At 68.7% G+C, this 20,585-nt stretch carries 20 protein-coding genes; 13 read left to right on the forward strand and 7 right to left on the reverse strand.

Translation table 11 applies throughout. The features are described 5' to 3' along the window. Positions 1-16: 16 nt before the first annotated feature. The 4 genes from AB4850_RS19975 to AB4850_RS19990 all read left to right on the forward strand — a co-directional run bounded on the left by AB4850_RS19975 (position 17) and on the right by AB4850_RS19990 (position 4,606). Positions 17-868, forward strand: coding sequence for a hypothetical protein (locus AB4850_RS19975; protein ID WP_414444725.1), 852 nt, complete (start codon positions 17-19; stop codon positions 866-868). Between the two features lie 67 nt (positions 869-935). Beyond that, entirely contained in the window at positions 936-1,526 is a 591-nt protein-coding gene (locus AB4850_RS19980) for a hypothetical protein (RefSeq protein ID WP_414444726.1), read from the forward strand. 113 nt (positions 1,527-1,639) lie between these two features. After that, a complete protein-coding gene (locus AB4850_RS19985; RefSeq protein WP_414444727.1) occupies positions 1,640-2,875 on the forward strand; it encodes an MFS transporter in 1,236 nt (411 codons plus the stop codon). Between the two features lie 219 nt (positions 2,876-3,094). Beyond that, a complete protein-coding gene (locus AB4850_RS19990) occupies positions 3,095-4,606 on the forward strand; it encodes a diguanylate cyclase (protein ID WP_414444728.1) in 1,512 nt (503 codons plus the stop codon). Positions 4,607-4,645: 39 nt separating this feature from the next. On the opposite strand, the gene AB4850_RS19995 is transcribed toward AB4850_RS19990, so the two are convergent. Both AB4850_RS19995 and AB4850_RS20000 read right to left on the reverse strand, forming a co-directional pair. After that, a complete protein-coding gene (locus AB4850_RS19995; protein ID WP_414444729.1) occupies positions 4,646-6,538 on the reverse strand; it encodes a methyl-accepting chemotaxis protein in 1,893 nt (630 codons plus the stop codon). Positions 6,539-6,982: 444 nt separating this feature from the next. Beyond that, positions 6,983-8,434, reverse strand: coding sequence for a PLP-dependent aminotransferase family protein (locus tag AB4850_RS20000; RefSeq protein ID WP_414444730.1), 1,452 nt, complete (start codon positions 8,432-8,434; stop codon positions 6,983-6,985). A 169-nt stretch (positions 8,435-8,603) separates the two neighbouring features. Here AB4850_RS20000 and AB4850_RS20005 point away from each other — a divergent pair, with 169 nt between their 5' ends. The 8 genes from AB4850_RS20005 (at position 8,604) to AB4850_RS20040 (ending at position 15,403) form a co-directional block, all read left to right on the forward strand. Beyond that, positions 8,604-9,017 (forward strand): RidA family protein, encoded by a 414-nt coding sequence (locus AB4850_RS20005; RefSeq protein ID WP_414444731.1) that lies wholly within the window; start codon positions 8,604-8,606, stop codon positions 9,015-9,017. Between the two features lie 15 nt (positions 9,018-9,032). Beyond that, a complete protein-coding gene (locus AB4850_RS20010; protein WP_414444732.1) occupies positions 9,033-9,863 on the forward strand; it encodes a transporter substrate-binding domain-containing protein in 831 nt (276 codons plus the stop codon). A 57-nt stretch (positions 9,864-9,920) separates the two neighbouring features. After that, on the forward strand, positions 9,921-10,574 hold the full coding sequence (locus AB4850_RS20015) for an amino acid ABC transporter permease (RefSeq protein WP_414444733.1): 654 nt from the start codon (positions 9,921-9,923) through the stop codon (positions 10,572-10,574). After that, positions 10,571-11,218, forward strand: coding sequence for an amino acid ABC transporter permease (locus AB4850_RS20020; protein WP_414444734.1), 648 nt, complete (start codon positions 10,571-10,573; stop codon positions 11,216-11,218). The genes AB4850_RS20015 and AB4850_RS20020 overlap by 4 nt, the downstream gene beginning before the upstream one ends. A 2-nt stretch (positions 11,219-11,220) precedes the next feature. After that, positions 11,221-11,997, forward strand: a complete 777-nt coding sequence (locus AB4850_RS20025) for an amino acid ABC transporter ATP-binding protein (RefSeq protein ID WP_414444735.1) — start codon at positions 11,221-11,223, stop codon at positions 11,995-11,997. Between the two features lie 93 nt (positions 11,998-12,090). Next, positions 12,091-13,644, forward strand: a complete 1,554-nt coding sequence (locus tag AB4850_RS20030) for a gamma-glutamyltransferase family protein (protein WP_414445564.1) — start codon at positions 12,091-12,093, stop codon at positions 13,642-13,644. Positions 13,645-13,815: 171 nt separating this feature from the next. Continuing rightward, positions 13,816-14,451, forward strand: a complete 636-nt coding sequence (locus tag AB4850_RS20035; protein WP_414444736.1) for a YbhB/YbcL family Raf kinase inhibitor-like protein — start codon at positions 13,816-13,818, stop codon at positions 14,449-14,451. A gap of 22 nt (positions 14,452-14,473) precedes the next feature. After that, positions 14,474-15,403 carry a helix-turn-helix transcriptional regulator gene (locus tag AB4850_RS20040; RefSeq protein ID WP_414444737.1) on the forward strand — a complete coding sequence of 310 codons (930 nt, stop codon included), beginning with the start codon at positions 14,474-14,476 and terminating at the stop codon, positions 15,401-15,403. Positions 15,404-15,432: 29 nt separating this feature from the next. Here AB4850_RS20040 and AB4850_RS20045 read toward each other — a convergent pair whose 3' ends face one another. Continuing rightward, positions 15,433-16,326: a LysR family transcriptional regulator gene (locus AB4850_RS20045; RefSeq protein ID WP_414444738.1), complete on the reverse strand. Its 894-nt coding sequence runs from the start codon at positions 16,324-16,326 to the stop codon at positions 15,433-15,435. 105 nt (positions 16,327-16,431) lie between these two features. Here AB4850_RS20045 and AB4850_RS20050 point away from each other — a divergent pair, with 105 nt between their 5' ends. Then, a complete protein-coding gene (locus AB4850_RS20050) occupies positions 16,432-16,839 on the forward strand; it encodes a DoxX family protein (protein WP_414444739.1) in 408 nt (135 codons plus the stop codon). Positions 16,840-16,986: 147 nt separating this feature from the next. Here the strand turns inward: AB4850_RS20050 and AB4850_RS20055 are convergent, their stop codons facing one another. The 4 genes from AB4850_RS20055 to AB4850_RS20070 all read right to left on the reverse strand — a co-directional run bounded on the left by AB4850_RS20055 (position 16,987) and on the right by AB4850_RS20070 (position 20,580). Continuing rightward, entirely contained in the window at positions 16,987-18,156 is a 1,170-nt protein-coding gene (locus tag AB4850_RS20055) for a porin (RefSeq protein WP_414444740.1), read from the reverse strand. Positions 18,157-18,322: 166 nt separating this feature from the next. Beyond that, the gene (locus AB4850_RS20060; protein WP_414444741.1) at positions 18,323-19,093 is read right to left on the reverse strand and encodes an amino acid ABC transporter ATP-binding protein; all 771 of its coding nucleotides are present in this window, start codon (positions 19,091-19,093) and stop codon (positions 18,323-18,325) included. Beyond that, on the reverse strand, positions 19,090-19,740 hold the full coding sequence (locus AB4850_RS20065; RefSeq protein WP_414444742.1) for an amino acid ABC transporter permease: 651 nt from the start codon (positions 19,738-19,740) through the stop codon (positions 19,090-19,092). Before AB4850_RS20065 ends, AB4850_RS20060 begins: the two co-directional genes overlap by 4 nt. A gap of 3 nt (positions 19,741-19,743) precedes the next feature. After that, positions 19,744-20,580 carry an ABC transporter substrate-binding protein gene (locus AB4850_RS20070; protein WP_414444743.1) on the reverse strand — a complete coding sequence of 279 codons (837 nt, stop codon included), beginning with the start codon at positions 20,578-20,580 and terminating at the stop codon, positions 19,744-19,746. Between the last annotated feature and the right edge of the window lie 5 nt (positions 20,581-20,585).

The following is a 20,585-nucleotide window of genomic DNA, read 5'->3' on the forward strand; positions in this document are numbered from 1 at the left end:
CTTCAAGGAGTGGATCATGCCAGCGAATCCGAAGCCCTCATGCAGCCGCCTTGCCACCCGCATCCTGAGCGCCGCGAGCCTCGCCGCGCTCGTCGTGGCGAACCCCGCCTCGGCGGCCCAGGCCGACACCGGGCGGCCCGTCGCGCCGCCGCCCCCAGCCGCGACCGGCGCGCCGCCGCCGGCCCCTGCGCTCGATGCCGCCACGGCGGCACCGCCTGCGCCTGTCCCCGCGCTCGGCGCCCCCACGGCAGCGGCGCCCGTGCCTGCGCCGCCGGTGCGCGCCCCCGGGCGGCCCGGCGCCAGCGATGCGCCCGCGACCGCGCAAGGCGTCGTGGCGCGCTTTCTGATCAACCCGGATGGCGAGGTCGACAGCCTGTTGACACGTGACGGCACGCTGGTCCGTTTCCCGCCGCACCTGGGTGAGCAGCTTGTCTCGATGGTGCGCCCGGGCGACGACGTGCGGATCGGCGGATCGCGCGATGCGGGCGGCGCGCTCACGGCGCAGCGCATCACCGACCTGCGCAGCGGTCGGCAACTGGTGGATCAGCCGCCGTTGCCGGGCAACCCGCCGCCACCGCCCGATCTGCACGGCGCGGCGCTGTCGCGTCTCGATGCGCAAGGCCAGGTGGCGCACGTCACGACCACGCCGCGTGGCGAGCCGGACGGCGTGATCCTGGCCGACGGCACCGTGATTCGCATGACGCCGCCCATCGCCCAGCAATTTCCCGCGCTCGTGCAAACCGGCGCGACGGTATCGGCGCAAGGGTACGGCACGCGCACCCGATACGGCACGGCGCTGCAGGCCACCGCATTCGGCGCGCCCGGCGAGCTGACGATGCTCTACGATCGCGCGCCGCCCGCGCCTTGAGCGAGGTGCGATACCCCCTCACGAACCGCATTCCGGTTTCCCTCACCGTCGAACAAGGAGTCACGACATGCATTGGATCGATCCCGAGAGCCTTCCCGAAGTTCGCGGCAAGGTCACCCGTTTTCTTCTGAACGCCCATGGCGAACTGGATGGCCTGGTGTTGGGCGCGCGTTCGCCGCAGCAGGTCCCGCCGCAGCAGGTCCATTTCCCGCCGCACTTGTCGCGGCAGGTTGCACGCTCGATTGCCGTGGGCGACGAGGTGCGCGTGCGTGGCGTGAAGGCACGCGGCGCCCCCTTGCTCGCCGCCGTTTCGATCACGACGACGGCCGGCAAGCTGATCCTGGACGAAGGCCCGCATCACGACGGCGAGAAGCCGCCGTGCCCGGAAGCCGGGCGCAGCCCGATGGAGGCGAGCGGCGAAGTGCTGTTGTCGCTCTACGGCCCGAAAGGCGAGTTGCGCGGTGCGCTGTTGAGCGACGGCACGTCGCTGCGCATGCCGCCGCACGCCGCTGCCGAACTGGCGTCGTACCTTGCGCCGGGCGCGCACGTCCAGGCGTGGGGGCAGGGCGTGACCAACCGGCACGGGCGAACCGTCGAGGTCGACGAAATCGCCGAACTGGTCGATGAGGACACCGTCGCGTCGGCGCTCGACGCATAGCGGGCACGTGCATGTCGAGCCGGGTTCGTTGCGGATCGGCATGCATCGTGCGCCGGCCTTGTGTGGGTCGATGCCGGTCACCCGCATGGGAACGACCATGAGAGGAGCGAGCGATGAATCCGCTTTACGCGCTGGAAGGGCTCAACTTCTTCATGGCCGATGTCCAGGCCGGCATCGGCCCGTTTCTCGGCGTCTTTCTGCAGGCGCGTGGCTGGCACGCCGACGCGATCGGCATGGTGATGACGCTCGGCGGCATCGCGGGCATGCTCGCCACCTCGCCGGCCGGTGCGCTGGTCGACGCCACCCGTCACAAGCGCGGCGTCATCGTGGCGGCGGCGGTGATGACGACCCTCGCCTCGCTGGTGCTGTGGGCGGCCCACGCGTACTGGATGGTCGCGGCATCGCAAATCCTCACGGCGGTGACGGGCGCCGTACTCGGGCCTGCCGTGGCGGGGATGACGCTCGGCATCGTGCAGGCGCGCGGTTTCGATCGGCAGTTCGGGCGCAACCAGGTGGCCAATCACGCGGGCAACGTGGTCGGTGCGGCGCTGTCGGGGTGGCTGGGCTGGCGTTACGGTTTCGGCGCGGTGTTCGCGCTCACGGGCGTGTTCGGCGTGATGGCGATGATCGCCACTTTGCTGATCCCGCGCGATTGCATCGATCACGAACGCGCCCGAGGCTTGAGCGCGGGTTCGACCACGCAGGCGCACGAGCCGGCGAGCGGCTTTCGGGTGCTCCTGACATGCCGCCCGCTGTTGCTGCTGTCCGCCGCGCTGGCGATGTTCCACCTCGGCAATGCCGCGATGCTGCCGCTCTATGGCCTTGCGGTGGTGGCCGCTCACCAGGGCGACCCGAGCGCGTTCACCGCGCAGACGATCGTGGTGGCGCAACTCGTGATGGTGTTGGCCGCCTGCGTGGCGAACCGGCTGATCCGGCGCATCGGATACTGGCGCGTGATTCTGATCACGTTGCTGGCGCTGCCGCTGCGCGGGCTGGCGGCGGCGCTGTTCATTTCCGCCTGGGGCGTGTGGCCCGTGCAAGTGCTCGATGGCATCGGCGCGGGGCTGCAAGGCGTCGCGGTGCCGGCGCTCATCGTGCGGCTGCTGCAGGGCACCGGGCGCGTCAACGTCGGGCAGGGCGTGGTGATGACCGTGCAGGGTGCCGGCGCGGCCCTGAGCCCCGCGCTCGGGGGCGTGCTCGCGCAGCACTTCGGCTACGCCACGGCATTCCTCGCGCTGGGCGCGGTGTCGATGGGTTCGCTCACGCTGTGGATGGTGTTCGGCACGTCCTTGAGGCAGGCATGCGGCGTTCATGACGATCCCGACCGCCCGAACTCGCTCGCGACATGATGCGGATTTCGTTGCGGGCGGTTGCCGAACCTCGGCGTTCCGACACGCGATAAGTCATACGAAACATATCCCTGCCGCCCTGACCGCAACCGTTTGCGCGCAGGCGCTGCCGATTCGCATCGTCCGCCGACCTCGATTTCCCGGCCCGCTTGCCGTTAACAAGGATTTCCCGCCGCTTTGCGTAGTGCATTGCATCGGATTGTCCTTACGAGCGTGAGCATGCCAGCCTCCACACCCATCGAGAAAATTGCCGACTGGGCGGGACGAAACCATCTCGTCGTCGGTGCGCTGGGCACGCTGATGTCGCTCGCCGCGCTGAGCCTGAACGCCATGACGCTCTGGGCAATGAGAACCGGGGTCGTCGAGCATGCGCACGAAAGCTCGCTCAACGTCGCCGCCGTGCTGGCCAGCGAGATCGGCCGGACCGTCGAAACCTCCAACAACGCCTTGGTGGTGCTGGCATCCGATCTCGGCAGGCCCGAGATCCAGCGCATGGATGCCAGGCTGCGGCACGATCTGCTGTTTCAGCGCGGGCCCGCCCAATACGTGACCGGCATCGGCGTGACCGACCGGAACGGCCACGTGATCGACGGTTGCTGCAGCTCGACGCACCAATGGGATTTCAGCGACCGGGACTATTTCACGGTGCATCGCGACGCCGCGAACGTCGGCCTTTACGTCTCCGAACCGTATCGTGCCCGCGTGCGCAACGGCATGGCGTCGATCGCGTTGTCGCGCCGCATCGAGCTGCCGGACCACACGTTCAACGGCATCGCGGTGGTGGCCATCGATATCGCGTATTTCGATCAGTTGCTGGCCCGGCTGAACGTCGGGAAGAACGGCATCAGCGCGATCGTGCGCGCGGACGGCACCATCCTGGCCAGAAATCCGCCGCTGGGCGGACACCAGATGGTTCGCCTGAGCGCGTCGAAAACATTCGACCGCATGCTCAAGCAGGATTCGGGGTTCTATACGGACTACTCACGTATCGACGGCACCCGGCGGCTCTATACGTATCAGCACGTGCCCGGTACGCCGCTGATTGCCGTCGTCGCCCCTGCGGAACGCAGCGTTCTCGCCGGCTTCATGCGCATGTCATGGTCGGTCGGCGTGTCGGCCTCGCTGATCTGCACGCTGTTCTGCGCCGTGGTGTGGCTGCTCGCGTTCGCGTTGAAAAACAACCTGCGCAAGCAGCGGCTGCTGACCGATCTCAGCCGCACCGATCCGCTCACGGGCCTGCAAAACCGCCGCGCGCTCGACATTGCGCTGGCCAACGAATGGGAGCGCTTGCAGCGCAACAACGGTGGCGACGGCGGCAGCCTGTCCGTGCTGTTCATCGACGTCGATCACTTCAAGCAGTACAACGACCGATTCGGGCATGCGCAGGGCGATACGGCGCTGCGCTTCCTGGCCGAATGCATTCGTGCCCACACGCAGCGGCGTGCCGATATCGTCGCGCGTTACGGCGGCGAGGAATTCGTCGCGGTGTTGCCGAACACCGATGAAAGCGGCGCCGCAACCGTGGCCGAGGCGATCCGTGCGGAAGTGGAGCGCAACCGGCTTGCCGATTTCGTCGAGTCGACGCCGCCATTCACGGTCAGCATGGGTTACGCGACCGGGCATCGCGGCCGCCCGGCATCGATCGATGAACTGACGCAATCGGCGGACTCGGCGCTGTATCGCGCCAAGCGCGAAGGCCGGAACCGCGTGTGTTGCGCTCAGGAAGCGTAGCGTCCCCGGCCCGGGTGGGCCGGGGTTGCGGCGCAGCGCTTAACGCTCCAGGCGGAACAGGCTGACCGTCTCGTGAAGCTGCTGCCCCTGCGCGTTCAGCGATTCCGAGGCCGCCGCGATTTCCTCGACGAGCGCCGCGTTCTGCTGGGTCGATTGATCCATGGTGGAAACGGCGGTGTTGATTTCGTCGATCGCGCGCGTCTGCTCGTGCGCGGCCGCCGCGATATCGGTGGTGATGGCGGCCACGCTGCGCACTGCGCTGTTCAGTTCGGTGATCGTCTTGCCGGCCACGGCGATTTGCGAGGCGCCCGTGCGCACGTTGCCCACCGACGCTTCCAGCAGGCCCTTGATTTCCTTGGCCGAGGCCGTCGAGCGCTGCGCGAGGTTGCGCACCTCGGTGGCCACCACGGCGAAGCCGCGGCCGCTTTCGCCCGCGCGCGCCGATTCCACGGCCGCGTTGAGCGCGAGGATATTGGTCTGGAATGCGATCGATTCGATGATCCCGACGATACCGATGATGCGCTCCGATTCGCTGACGGCCGCTTCCATGGTTTTCGCCGCGTCGGTCACGGCCTCGTCGCCACGCCGCGCTACGCTGACCGCGTCGGTGGCGATGGTGTTCGCATGCTTGGCGCGATCGGCCGCCTCGCGCACGGTGCCGGCCAACTGTTCCATGCTGGCGGCCGTTTGCTGTATCGAGGCGGCCTGCTGCTCGGTGCGCGCCGACAGGTCGATATTGCCGGCCGACACTTCGCGCGCGGCGGTCTGAAATTGCGTGCTGCTCGACGCCACCTTGATCAGCACGCCATGCAGCTTTTCGACAAAGGCATTGAAGCGTTGGGCCAACTGCGCGACTTCGTCCTTGCCGGCCACCGGCAGGCGCGTGGTGAGATCGCCGTCGCCCTCGGCGATCTCGTGCATCGAGCCGGCCAGCGCGCGCAGCGGCACCGTGATGCGGCGGCTCAGGATCACCGTGAACAGCAGGGCCGCGCCGAGCACCAGCAAGCCGGTCAGGAACAGGATCGCGGCCAGCCGGTTCGCGCCCGCCATCATTTCGCTGCGCGGTTCGAGTGCGTAGTAGCGCCAGCCGTTCTTCGGCGAGGTGTAGGCGTAAGCCTCGTAAACAGTGGAGCCGAACCGCACCGCGCTGCGGCCGTCGGTGGCCGAGGCGAGTTGCTGGTAGCCGTCGCCGAGGCCGGCGAGATCCTTGAATTCGTGCGTCTTGTCGCGCGGATCGATCAGCACCTTGCCGTTGTTGTCCGCCACCAGCAGGTAGCCGGTGTCGCCGAAACGGATGCCGCTGGTCAGGCTGGCGAAACCGGTCAGCGACAGGTCGCCTTCCAGCACGCCGATGATCGCGCCGTTCGCGCCCTTGACCACCTTGGCGAACGGAATGATCGCGCCGCCGGAACCGGCCGCGCTGAGGTACGGGGCGGGGCGTACCACGTGATCGGGGTCCGTCATCGCCAGCTTGTACCAGGGCCGCTCGCGCGGGTCGTAGTGGTTGCCGTTCATGCTCTCGATCGGCCACTGGACGTAGCCGCCCGTTTGCGTGCCGATGTCGAGGTAGCGCAGGTCGGGATGCGCGTCGCCGAACTGCTTGAGCAACGCAAAGATGGTCTGCTCGACCCCGCCGTTCTTGTCGGGCGTCATCATGCCGCCACCGGCCAGGTAGTTGGTGATCGAAGCGTCGGCGGCAAGCAACTGCGCCGTGCCGACCAGATAGCCGAGGTTCTGCTCGACGCCCTTGAAGGTGCCGTCGAGCGATTCGTCGGCCTGGGCGATGCGCGACTGGCTCGACTGCTCGAAGTTGCGGGCCGCTTCGGTCCGGACGTTGATCACGCTGACGGCCGTCAGGGCGGCGATACTGAGCGCGAGCGCCGCGCCGAAGGAGAGGCCGATCTTGAGGCCCACGGAGTTGGAAAGGGTCATCGGCATCGGGGCTGGACAGAGAGCAGGGCGGGATTTGACGTACTTGTCGGCAGCCTGGGCCGGTTCTTTAATCGCGCAGACGGAAACCGTCCGGATGCGACGAAATCTGTCGGATTTTGGCGGTATTCATCATCCGTGGTTGGTTGAATCGGGCGCTGTTCGCTCGCGATTCGTCGGATTATTGCCGCGCTGCGTTGCCATGCGTCGCGGAGAACGTCATGGCAACCCTGCTTGGGCGTGTATCGGGCGTTGGGGTGGGCGACGTCGGAGGTGGTCGCCAGCGGCGGTTGATCGCTTCCGCTTGGCCTGGCACCTCGGGCCGCCGTGTTCCGGCTCGCTGCATCCCACTCACTCCCCGCGCCGGAACGGCATCGCGGCGGCCGGCCGCCCGAGCAATTTGGCCGAGCACCTCGGGCCGCCGCGTTCCGGCTCAGGCCATCCGCCTCACGCCCCACGCCGGAACGGCGTCGCCGCAGCCGGCTGCCCGAGCAATTGCGCCAGCCCGGCCAGCGCCCGGCGCAGGCTGTCGCGATCGGGGGCCGCGTTGTGGCACACGCGCACCAGCGTGCTGCCCGTGAGCGGCGTGGCCTCGAACAGATCGTAGGGCGTCACGCCGATCCCGGCCGCCTCGGCGGCGCGGGCGAAATCCTGCCCGGTGCGATGGCTGCCGGTACGCAGTCCGAAATAGAACGCGCCGGGGCGCGTCACGATCGCCGCCGCCGGCAGCGCCGCCGCGACCAGCGCCTGCCGCGCGCGCGTTTCCTCGCGGATCGTCTCGACGATCTGCGCCATCTCGCCCGATTCCAGCACGTCGCGAGCCATCGCCGCATTCAGCGGCGAGGCCATCAAGGTGGTCGCGCGCAAGGCCACGCCGAGCGCATGCACATAGGGCGGCGGCGCGGCCACGAAGCCGATCCGCAAGCCCGGCCCGATCAGCTTCGACAGCCCCGTCACGTAGAGGGTGCGCTCCGGCGCGAGCAGCGCCAGCGAGGGCAGCGCCTCGTCGGGCATCCAGCCGTACACGTCGTCCTCGACGATCAGCAGGTCGCGACGCCGGCACACCTCGACGATCTCGCGCCGGCGCGCGGCGCTCATGGTGGCGGTGGTGGGGTTGTGCAGGGTGGGGCAGCAGAACAGCACCTTCGCGCCCGAGCGCTGGCAGGCGGTATCGAGCGCGTCCGGCAGCAGGCCCTCGGCATCCATGCGCACGCCCACCAGCGAGCGCCCCGTCAGCGCGGCGGCCGATTTCAGGCCGTAGTAGGTCAGTTCCTCGGTCAGCACGATGTCGCCGGGCCGCGTCAGCGCGCCGAGCGCGAGCAGCAGGCCATGCTGCGCGCCGCAGGTCACGACCAGCTGCTCCGCCGTGGCCGGCACGCCGCGGCTGTCGAGCCAGCGGGCCGCGGCGGTGCGGTGCGTGAGGTGGCCCGCATCCACCTGGGTGGCGAGCAGGCGCGCGGCGTCGTCCACGCGCAGTTGCGCGCGCAGCAGCGGATGCGCGCCCGCCATGCCCGGCGCGTGCTCGGGAAAGTTGTGCGAGAGATCGATGAAACCCTGCGGCTGCGAGTGATCCCACAGCGAGGCGGGGCTGTCCATCGAGGCCGGCAGCGTCAGATAAGTACCGCGCCCGACCGTGCCCTTGATCAGGCCCATGCCGCGCAATTCGTCGAACGCGCGCGTGACCGTGCCGAGGTTCAGTTGCAGCAGTTGCGCCAGCTCGCGCTGCGGCGGCAGGCGATCGCCGGCCTTCAGCGTGCCGTTGATCAGCGCCGCCTTCACGCCGTTCGCGATCGCCAGATAGCGCGGGCCGCGCGCGATGTCGATCGCCACCAGCCAGGGCGGTTTGACGCCGCCGGCAGGGCGATTCGGATTGTATGGATCATTGTCATGGTTGCTCATGGAAATCCCCGATTCGATGCGTGAATTGCACCAGTTTGTGGCGGCACCAATGCTGTGATTGGGACAATTTGCGCGAGTATAACGGAGAAAAATAGGACAATTTGTTCTGTTAATCAAACTGGCACAGGGCTTGCAAAAGGAAGCGCATCACCATCCTGGAGCCTGTCCCATGTCGCAGTCCCCCATCGCCTTTCACATGATCGCCGGCGGCCCCACGCCGGTGGCCCCGTTCAGCCACGCCACGGAAGCCGACGGCTTCGTGTTCGTGACGGGGCAGATGCCCGACAGCCCCGGCGCGCCCGGCGTGCTGCCCGAGGGCATCGAAGCCCAGACGGCCAACGTCATGGCGAATCTGCGCACCGTGCTCGCCGGGCTCGGCCTCGACTTCGCCGACGTGGTGGTCGCACGCGCCTTCCTGACGCGTTTCAGCGAGGACTACGCCAAGTTCAACACCACCTACCAAAGCTATTTCGAGCCCGGCCGCCTGCCCGCGCGCACTTGTGTCGGCGTGACCGGCCTGGCCTACGACGCACTCGTCGAAATCGACTTCATCGCCCGCCGTCGCGCGGACGCCACCCGCTGATTCAAGGAGATTCCCATGTTGCTGAAGAACTGGTTTGCCACTGCCGTTGCCGCCTGCGCGGTGTTCGCCGCCGGCACGCACGCGGCCGCTGCGCTGACGCTGGAACAGATCCAGGCCAAGGGCGTGATGACGGTCGCGACCGAGGACGATTTCCGTCCGTTCGAATTCATCCAGGACGGCAAGCCCGTCGGGCTCGACAACGCGCTGCTCGACCAGTTGCGCAAGACGGCGGGCTTCAGGATCGAGCAGAACATCATCCCGTGGTCGGGGTTGCTGCCGGGCGTGACGACCGGCAAGTACGACGTGGCGCTGACCTCGGTGGTGGTCACGCCGGAGCGGGCCAAGACGCTCGATTTCACGATGCCGGTGGCCGATGCTACGCAGTACTACGTGGTGCGCAACGGTGAAACGCGCATCAAGTCGGTGGCCGATCTGGCCGGCAAGGTGGTCGGGGTGCAGGCCGGCGGCGGCTCGTACGCGGCGCTTGCCGACCTGAGCAAGACGCTGGCCGCGCACGGCGGGCAACTGGGCAAGGTGGTGCAGTACGCGTCGTTTCCGGAGGCGTACCAGGATCTGTCGAACGGCCGTCTCGACTACGTGATCAACGGCGTGGTCAATCTGACGAGCCTGATCCACGAGCACCCGGACCGGTTCCGCATGGGCACCGCCGTCGGCGCGCCGACCTACGCGGCCTGGGCCGTGGCCAAGGGCAACACCACGCTGCTGCGCTACCTGAACGGCTTCCTCGCCAAGACGCGCGCGGACGGCTCGCTGTACGCGCTGCAGCGCAAGTGGCTGGGCACCACCTTCGAATCGATGCCGCTGTCGGCAACCGGCGGCAACTGACGCGACCCTCACCGGACACGCCGTGCGGCCGTCACCGGCTGCGCGGCCGACTTCACCATGACGACAAGCTCCTATCTGGCCTTGCTGCAGGGCGCGGGCGTTTCGCTGCTGCTGGCGCTGTGCGCCGTGGCGGTGGGCATCCCGCTCGGCCTGCTGCTGGCGCTGGCCCGCTGGCGGCGCGTGCCGGTGCTCGGCCGCGCGATCGCCGCCTATGTCAGCGTGATGCGACCCACGCCGGTCGTCACGCTGTGCCTGCTGGTGTTCTTCGTGATGCCGGCGGCCGGCCTCGACCTGCCGCCGATGGCGGCCGCCGCGCTGGCGCTCAGTCTGAACACCACGGCGTTCAACTGCGAGATCTGGCGCGCGGCGCTGATCGCGTTGCCGGCCGACCAGCTCGAAGCCGGCGCGGCGTTCGGCTTCTCGGGGTGGCAGACCCTGATGCGCATCGTGCTGCCGCAACTCTGGCGCGCGAGCCTCGGGCCGCTCGTCAGCGAGATCACGCTGCTGCTGAAGATCACGCCGGCGGCCTCGGTGATCGGCATCGTCGACATCACGCGCGCGGCGGGCCGCATCGGCGCCGATACCTATGACCCGCTGCCGCCGTTCCTAGCCGCCACCGTGCTCTACACGCTGATCATCGCGCTGGTGGTGCAGGGCCAGCGCATGCTGGAACGGCGCGCGGCCCAACGTTACGGATATCACGCGTCATGAACAGCCTGACTTCGCTGTGGGCCTCGCGCGCCATCCTGGCGTCGGGCGCGGCCACTTCGCTGGCGCTGGTGGCCCTGTGCCTGGCCATCAGCCTGCCGCTCGCGCTGCTCGGCTACGTGCTGCTGCGCGAGGGGCCGCAGCCCGTCGCGCGCCTGGTGCGGCTGCTGGCCGACCTGATGCGCTGCGTGCCGTTCCTGCTGTTCGCCTACGTGGTGTATTACGGCCTGCCGGCCATCGGGCTGCGCTTCGACGCGCTCGGCGCCGGGCTGGCGTCGCTGGTGATCTACCACGGCGCCTATTTCGTCGAGATCCTGCGCGCGGCGCGGCTCGCGCTGCCGCAGGACACGCTGACGGCGGCCGACGCGTTCGGCTTCACGCGCCGCGCGCTGTACCGGCGCATCGTGTTTCCGCAATTGCTGGCGGCGGCCGCGCCCGTGCTCGTCAACCAGGCGGTGATGGTGATCAAGGACAGCGCGCTGCTGATGATCATCACCGTCGAGGAACTGACGTTCGCGGCGAACTTCGTCAGCAGCAATTATTTCTCGCCATTCGCCCCGTTTCTGCTGGCGATGCTGGTGTACTGGCTGATGTCGCTGCTGACCGATTGGACGGTCGGCCGGCTCGGCCGCTCTCCTTCGAGGTGACCATGAAAGCAACGGCTTCCGCGGCGATCCGCGTGCGCGGGTTGTGCAAGGACTACGACGGCGTCGAGATCCTGCGCGACATCAGCTTCGACGTGCCGCAGGGCACCACCACCTGTCTGCTGGGCCCGAGCGGCTCGGGCAAATCCACGCTGCTGCGCTGTATCAACTGGCTGGAAGTGCCGGGCCGGGGCACCGTCGAGGTCGGCGGCCAGCCGATGGGCCGCACCGGCGAGGGCGCCGCCGCGCGCCCGATGTCGCGCGGGCAACTGGCCGCCGCGCGTGGCCGGATCGGCACGGTGTTCCAGAACTTCGCGCTGTGGCCGCACATGACGGTGTTGCAGAACGTGATGGCCGCGCCGCTCCACGTGCACGGGCGCGCGGCCGACGAGGCGCGCGGAGAGGCGCTGGCGCTGCTGGCGCAGGTCGGGCTGGCCGACAAGGCCGACGTCTACCCGCATCGGCTGTCCGGCGGCCAGAAGCAGCGCGTGGCGATCACGCGCGCGCTGGCGATCCGCCCCGACGTGCTGCTGTTCGACGAGCCGACCAGCGCGCTCGATCCGGAGATGGTGGGCGAGGTGCTCGGCGTGATGCGGGCGCTGGCCGGGCAGGGCATGACCATGCTGATCGTCACGCACGAGATGGGTTTCGCGCGCGACGTGTCTGATCAGGTGGTGTTTCTCGATGGCGGCAAGCTGGTCGAGACCGCCGCGCCCGACGCGTTCTTCAGCCAACCGCAAACCGAGCGCGCGAAGAAATTCCTCGCGCGCTACACGGCCTGAATCGCTGGTGCATGCTGTGGCTTTTCTTGTTCCGATCCTTCGTTCCCGACCATGACCTTCGACCGCCCCGATCCTTCTCCCATGACGCATGGCATGGCCGTCGCGCCGCATCCGCTCGCGGCCGAGAGCGCGCGCTCGGTGCTGCGCGAGGGCGGCAATGCCGTCGAGGCGATGATTGCGGCCGCATCGACCATCGCCGTGGTGTATCCGCACATGAACGGCATCGGCGGCGACGGCTTTTGGCTGATCGCGCGCCCCGGCGAAGCGCCCGTCGCGATCGATGCGTGCGGGGCCGCCGCGCAGGCGGTCGCGCCGCAGGTGTATGCCGAGGCGGGGCTGTCGAGCATTCCCCATCGCGGCCCGCTGGCGGCGATCACCGTCGCCGGCACGGTGTCGGGCTGGCAGGCGGCGCATGCGTGGTCGATGCAGCACCTCGGCGGCCGGCTGCCGCTGCGGCGCCTGCTCGGCGAGGCGATCGGCCATGCCGCCGACGGCTTCGCGGCCAGCGAATCGCAGGTGCGCTGCACCGAACGCAAACAGGCCGAGCTGCGCCACGTGCCGGGCTTCGCGGCGACGTTCCTGCCGCCCGGTTTGGGCGCGGGCGCTCGGTTCCGCCAGCCGCGCCTGGCCGACACGCTGACCCAACTCGCGAGCGCCGGCTTCGACGATTTCTATCGCGGCGATCTTGCGCGCAGCCTCGCCGCGGACCTGCAGGCGGCCGGCGCGCCGGTGACGCTCGACGACCTGACGCGCCACACCGCGCGCATGGTGCGGCCGCTGGCGCTTTCGCACAGCACGGGCACCGTGTACAACCTGCCGCCGCCGACGCAGGGCGTGGTGTCGCTGCTGATCGTCGGCCTGCTCGACCGGTTGCTGCAGGCCGGCATGGACCCGCTCGGCCCCGAGTACGTGCATGCCTGCGTCGAAGCCACCAAGCTCGCGTTCGCGATTCGCGATGCGCACGTGACCGACCCGCGCTTCATGACGGTCGATCCGCAAGCGCTGCTCGATCCCGCGCATCTCGACCGGCTCGCGGCGCGCGTGCGGCCCGGGCAGGCCGCGCCGTGGGGGCAGGGCATGGGGCCGGCGGATACCGTCTGGCTCGGCGCGATCGATCGCGACGGCGTGGCCGTCAGCTTCATCCAGAGCATCTATCACGAGTTCGGCAGCGGCGTGGTGCTGCCCCGCTCGGGCGTGCTGTGGCAGAACCGGGGTTGCAGCTTTTCGCTCGATCCGGCCTCGCGCAACCCGTTGATGCCGGGCCGGCTGCCGTTCCATACGCTGAATCCGGCGCTGGCGCGGTTCGACGACGGCCGAACCCTGGTGTACGGCACGATGGGCGGCGACGGGCAGCCGCAAACCCAGAGCGCGATCTTTTCGCGCATCGCGCAGTTGGGGCTGTCGCCTCTCGACGCGCTCGATGCGCCGCGCTGGCTGCTCGGGCGCACCTGGGGCGAATCGAGCGATTCGCTGAAGCTGGAGGCGCGCTTTCCGGCCGCCACCGTCGAGGCGCTCCGGGCGTACGGCCACCCTGTCGAACTGCTGCAGGACTACGACGAGACGATGGGGCACGCCGGCGCGATCCTGCGCGACGCCTCGGGCGCGTGCACGGGCGGGCACGATCCGCGCAGCAGCGCTGGGCGGTGAGCGGTGATCCGTGGTGTGCGGCTGGCATGCTTCAGCCAATCAAATTGATCGGATCGGCGTGATTTTTGATTCGATGTGCGCTCATCGGGGCGGGCGGTCGTTTCTATAATGGCGGCGTGCCGGCACACGCTCGACCTTTCTTCCACCCACCCCGCATGGGACGAATTTCATATGCAATTGATCAGCCAGAGTTTCCAGGACGGCCAGGCCATTCCGGGCGAATTCGCGTTCGCCGTTCCCGATGCCGCGTCCCACGTCGCGCTGTCGGCGAATCGCAACCCGCATCTCGCCTGGCACGATGCGCCGGCCGGCACGCAATCGTTCGTGGTGGTCTGCCACGATCCCGACGTGCCGAGCCGGGGCGACGACGTCAACCAGGCGGGCCGCACCGTGCCGGCTTCGCTGCCGCGCGTCGATTTCTTCCACTGGCTGCTGCTCGACATTCCGGCCGGCACCACGGAGATCGCGGCGGGTTCGCAGTCGGACGGCGTGACGCCGCGCGGCAAGCCGGGGCCGACGAGCCCGGCCGGGTTGCGGCACGGCATCAACGATTACACGGGCTGGTTCGCCGGCGACGCGCAGATGAGCGGCGACTACTACGGCTACGACGGCCCGTGCCCGCCGTGGAACGACACGATCGTTCACCACTACATCTTCACGGTGTATGCGCTCGGCGTGCCGGCACTGGAGATCGACGGCGCGCTCACCGGCGCGAACGTGCGTGCGGCGCTCGATCGGGCGCCGGTGCTCGGCAGCGCACGGATCACGGGCCTCTACAGCCTGAATCCGGCCGTGCCCGCGCGGTAACGGCATCGGGACGCATCGCGCCATGGCCCGCATATCGCCTGACGACGGCAGCGTCGCCAACGTCGCCAACGTCGCCAACGTCGCCAACGACGCCAACGACGCCAGCGCCGCCAGCGCCGCCAGCGCCGCGCTCGCCGACTGGCCCGCGCCGTCGGGCGCGCCGATCGCCCGGCGTGGCTTGGGCGCGCTTGCGCAGCCCTGCCTGACCACGGCGCAGCACACGCCGCGCTTCGTGTTTCAGGAGGCGACGGCGGTGTTGATCGTGTCGGGCCGGCTCGATCTCGACGACGGCCTCACGCGGATGACGATCGACGCACCGGCCTCGCTGTTGCTGGTCGAAGCTGGCATCGGCGCGGACCTGGAGAAGACGCCCGGCGGCGCGGCGCGCTGCTTTCGTTCGGTATTCCTGACGTTTTCCGCCGCGCTGCTCGACGCGTTCGAGCGCAGCCGCCCGGGCGCAGCCGCGGACGCCGCGCACGACGCCGCTTTCCGATCGATTCCCCTGGACGACGATCTGGCGGCGTCGCTGCGTCAGGTCGCCGGCAGCATGACGAACGCCGCCCTCAGCGACGAGCGCCTGCGCTACCGCCTGCTGGATCTGCTTGCCGCGCTGGACGAACGCGGCTTCCGTTTTCGCCGGATCGACCGGCACAGCACGGCCGCCCAGGTGCGCACGCTGATCGGCGACGCGCCGGCACGGCACTGGACGGCGCACGAGGCCGGCAAGGCGCTGGCGATGAGCCCCGCCACGCTGCGGCGGCGTCTTGCCGCCGAGAACGCGCGCTTCGAGGATCTGCTGATCGAAGTGCGCATGCACCACGCGATGCTGCTGGTGCAGACCACCACCTGGGGCGTCGCGCGCATCGCGGAAGCCTGCGGCTATCAATCCCGCGCGCGGTTTTCGCAGCGGTTCCACGCGCGCTTCGGCTGCCTGCCGTCGGTCGTTCGATAGGGCGCGGCCGCTTACGTACGGGGGGCGGCTTACGCACGAGGGGGCGCCAGCCGCGCGTGCAAGGCGCCGATCTGCTGCGCGACGTGATCCATGAACGCCCGGATCCGGCCGGCGCCGCGCAGATGCGGATGGGTCAGCAGCCACAGCTCCGGGGACAGCGCCTGCGGCGGCTGTTCGAGCAACGTCAGGTTCGTGCCGTGCGCCATGAAGCAGGGCAGCGCGGCCACGCCGGCGCCGCTCTCGGCGAGCCGGCGCAAGGCCACGAACGAATCGGCCGTGGCGACGATGCGCTCGCCGCCGATCCGCTCGCGCAGCCACGCGTCGAGCGGCGCCTGCGCGAGATGGCCGTCGGGCAGCAGCCACGCCGGCGCGGCGGTGTCGCGCCGGCTGGCCTTGATCCGGTGACGCGGCCGCGCGGCATACAAGCCCCAATCCATGCGCGCGACGGCCCTGCCGACCCAGGCGGGCGGCGGCTCGCGCGTCGGGCGCAAGGCCACGTCCGCCTCGCGGCGGTCGAGATCGAGCCGCGCGTTGGTGATGCGCATTTCCACCGTGATGGCCGGATAGCGTTCGTGGAACGCCTGCAGGATGTCGGGCAGCAGGCCGTCGGCCAGCGAATCGGTGGTGGTGAAGCGGATCGGGCCGGCCAGGCCCGTGACTTGCCCTTCCACTTCGCGCCGGATGCCGGTCAGCGCGCGTTCGAACGCCTCGCCGATATCGATGAAGCGCAGGCCCGCCTCGGTCGCCACGTAGCCGGTCTGCAGACGGTCGAACAGCGCCGTGCCCACCTCCTGTTCGAGCACCTGCAAGCGCCGCAGCACGGTGGCGTGCGACACCCCCAGCGTGCGCGCCGCGCCCGCCGCCGAGCCGCCGCGCGCCATCGCCAGCAGATAGCGCAAATCGTTCCAGTCGAGGTCGTTCATGGGTGCCTGTTCGTTTTTGGCGATGCAATGTCCAAATATAGCTATTTTCGAACAGGGCGGTGCGTTTCACACTGAGGCCTCTTTCTTGTCGAGGCGATGCCCATCATGTTGGAAACCAGGACGGCTCCGTATGGAGCGTTGTTGCTGCGCGTGCTGCTCGGTGTGCCGTTTCTCGCGCATGTCGGCGTGAAGCTGTTCGTGTTCACGGTGCCGGGGTTCGTCGGCTATTTCGGCTCGCTGGGCTTGCCGCCCGTGCTGGCCTATCTGACGATCGCGCTGGAATTGTTCGGCGGGCTGGCGCTGATCTTCGGCGTGTATGCGCGCTGGGTGGCCGTGCCGCTCTTTTTCGAGTTGCTGGGCACCATCGCGGTGGTGCACGGCAAGGTGGGTTGGGAATTCAACGACAAGGGCGGCGGCTGGGAGTATCCGGCGTTCTGGGCCACGGCGCTGCTCGTGCTGATGTTGCTGGGTGATGGCGCGCATGCGCTGCGGCCGTCGCGTCCGATTCGATGAGGCGATGCGAGGCGGCGGCCGACACCCGCGCTTGCGACGCGACGCGCGTCGGCCGAGCGATCGGCTCGAGCGCGGCGTGAAACCGGCCGCGACCCGTTCGCGCCGCGCATCAACGGCATGTCGCGCGCGCCGCGCCCTCCGCACGCGTCAGAATTTATGACGAATGCCGATCGCCGCCAGTGCCTGCGAGTCGGCACCCGAACTGATCCCGTACGAACCGATCGATGCATCGGCCGCAATCGTTCTGCCGGCGGCGTTCAACGTGCTGCCGCCTGCCTTTTGATAGGCCGCGAGCGCGTAGAGGTCGGTCTGCTTCGACAGCGCGTAGTCGTAGCCGAGGTTGACCTGGTGATAGTGCGCCGAGGCGGCCCCGCTCGATTTCGTGTAGTTGTAGCCGAAGCCCGCGCGGGAGGTGGGCGTGAACGTATAGGCGGCCAGCAGCGCGCCCGAGTTGAAGGTTTCGTCCTTGCCGAACGTGGAGAGGGTGTCGCGGCCGTACCGGATGTTGCTGTACGACACGCCGAGCGTCAGCGCGCCGAGGTTGTAGCGCGCGCCGGCCCGTGCGATCTGCATCGATTTGGCCGAGGCGTAACCCGTATTGATGACGGTGTTGAACAGCGTGTCGGCCGAGCCGCTCCAGGCGCGCACGCCGTTGGCGGCCGTGCGCCCGCCGTTTGCGTAGAAATAGCCGGCTGCTAGCGCGAACGGCCCGCTCGCGTAGCTCGCCCCCACGCTGTAGGTCTGCCCGTCCGATACGCTGCCGGCCGTGCCGCCGAACGCGTACATCGCCTCGATGTTGAAGCCGTGCAGATCGGGGCTCGCATACTTGACCGAGTTGTTGATGCGGCTGCTGTTGTCGTAGTTGTCGATGTCGCCCGGGGTGGCGAACGTGCCGCTGAAATACGCATCGCCGGTCAACGGCTGCACCAGGTCGACCACCGGGTCGTACTGGCGGCCGAGCGTCAAGGTCCCCCAGCTCGGGCTGCTCAGGCCGACGATCGCCTTGCGCCCGAATTCGCGGCCGCCCTGGTTCAACGTGCCGGTGCCGGCATTGAAGCCGTTCTCGAGCTGGAAGATGGCCTGCAAGCCGTTGCCGAGCGCTTCCGAGCCGCGCAGGCCCCAGCGGCTGCCCGACATGGTGCCGCTCGAAAAGCGCACGAGCGAACTCTGGTTGATGCCGCCCGTGCCGGCGCTGTTGTGAACGTAGGCGATGCCGGCGTCGACGATGCCGTACAGCGTGACCGTGCTCTGGGCGTGGGCGGCGGTGCCGGCGGACATCAGGCCGAGCGCGGCCAGCGAGGTGACGGTGCGTTTCATGGTGGTGGCTCCTGGGTCGTGTGGTGTGTGGGCAAGCAGGCGGATCGATCCGTGCGGCGCGGGCGCCGGACGTGACGATCCCCGCGAACGGGCGCGTGGGTTTTCAGGGGTTCGGAACATGCGGCGGCCGTCGTCCCGAGGGAGGCGGCCTGTCGCGTGGTGTCGATCAGGTTTCGATGAGATGCAGGAACTGGCGCACGCGCGGGTTGCCCGCGCCGTCGAAAAACGCGGCGGGATCGGTGTCCTCGACCACCACGCCGCCGTCCATGAACACGACGCGGTCGGCCACGTCCCGGGCGAAGCGCACTTCGTGCGTCACGACCAGCATCGTCATGCCGTCGTTGGCCAGCTCGCGCATCACGGCGAGCACGTCTTCGCGCAGGGCCGGGTCCAGCGCCGAGGTCGGCTCGTCGAACAGGATGACCTCGGGTTCCATCGCCAGCCCGCGCGCGATCGCGACGCGCTGTTTCTGGCCGCCCGACAGACGGCCCGGATAGGCGTCGGCCTTGGCGGAGAGGCCGACCCGTTCGAGCAGCCGCATGCCGCGCTCCACCGCCTCGGGCTTCTTCATCTTCTTGACGCTGACGAGGCCTTCGATCACGTTGTCGAGCGCGCTGCGGTGCGGGAACAGGTTGAACGATTGAAACACCATCGCGCTGCGCTGGCGGATCGACCTGATCCGTTTCTGGTCGTCGCGCGTCAGCCCGGCCGCGCCCGAACACGCCACGTCGATGCCGCACACCGATACCGAGCCGGCATCCGGCACTTCGAGAAAATTCAACGAACGCAGCAGCGTGGTCTTGCCGGACCCGGACGGCCCCATGATCACGACCACCTCGCCGCGCGCGACGCTGAAATCGACGCCGCGCAGCACCGCGTTGTTGCCGAACGATTTGACGAGGCCGCGCACGGCGACGGTCTGGATATCTCGGTTCATTGGAAGCGCCTCGACAAACGATTCTCGAGGATCGTCTGCACGATCGTCAGGATCTGGTTGATAAGCCAATAAATGAGGCCGACCATCAGGAACATCTCCATGTAGCGGAACGTCGAGGCGCCGACCTGATCGGCCACGCGCGTCAGTTCGACGACCGTGATGGTCGAGGCCAGCGAGGTGTCCTTGATCAGCGCGATCATCCGGCTGCCGACCGGCGGGATCGCGATGCGCAGCCCTTGCGGCAGGATCACCCGCGTCATCGCCTTCCAGTAGCCCATGCCGAGCGACATCGCCGCTTCCCACTGGCCCCGGTCCACCGCGTTGATGCCGGAGCGGAAGTTCTCGCTGAGGTAGGCGGCGGAAAACAGCGTCAGCGCGAGCAGGGCGGCCGGCACCGGGTCGAGCACGATGCCGTAGCGCGGCAGCCCGAAGTAGAGCAGCAGGATCTGCACGAGCAGCGGCGTGCCGCGAAAGATCGAGACATAGGCGAACGCCACGGCGCGCAACGCCCGGTAGCGCGACAGCCGCGCCAGCGCCACCAGCAGGCCCAGCGTGGAGCCCAGCACGAACGACGACAGCCCGAGGAAGATCGTCATCAGGACCGCGCTCTTGAGCAGCGGCAGCGACCGCATGAACAACTCCAGCATCGCTTACTCCTTCTGGGCTTTGGCCTTGGCGATCGTGCCGACCATGTCGTAATCGGCGCCGACCCATTTCTTCGCGAGCCGTTCGATCGTGCCGTCGGCCAGCATCTCGGCGATGGCCTTGTCGACCGCGTCGCGCAGCGCGGGCTGGTTCTTCTGCAGCGCCGGCGCGGACAACTGGTAGATCAGCGGTTCGCCGACTTCCTTGACCGGAAGGTGGTTGACGTTCGCATACTTGAGGCCGCCGAAGTGCGAGATGATCACCGCGTCGATGCGCCCGCTGCCGAGGTCGTTGAACACCAGGCCGCCGTTGTCGTAGGTGCGGATGTCGGAATCCGTCAGGTGCGAGCGCGACCACGATTCGTTGGTCGAGCCGGTCGTGACGCCGACGCGCTTGCCTTTCAGGTCGGCGCGCCCCTTGATCGTGGCGTTGTCGGCGCGCACGAAGATCCGGAAATCCTCGACGCCGTAGGGCGCGCCGAAATCCACCTGCTTGCCGCGTTCCGGCGTGGGCGTCAGGTCGTTCATCACGAGATCGTACTTGCCGGATTTCAATCCCTCGACGAAGTTCTTGAACGAATCGGCGACGAACGTCACCTTCGGCACGCCGATCCGGCGAGCGACTTCCCTGGCGACTTCCACGTCGTAGCCGGCGGCCTGATTGCGATCGTCGAGCAGGCTCCACGGCGGGCTGCTTTGCGTGTTGGCGACGCGCAGCGTGCCGGCGGCTCGGGCCGCCGCCAACTGATCGGCCGCCTGTGCCGGCATCGCGGCAATCGACGCCGCGCCGAACATGACGCAAACGGCGAGCCGCGCCGCACGGAACCGAATGGCTGTTTTCATCGGGG

Source organism: Burkholderia sp. 22PA0106 (assembly GCF_047497155.1).
In the GTDB taxonomy this organism is placed as follows: domain Bacteria; phylum Pseudomonadota; class Gammaproteobacteria; order Burkholderiales; family Burkholderiaceae; genus Burkholderia.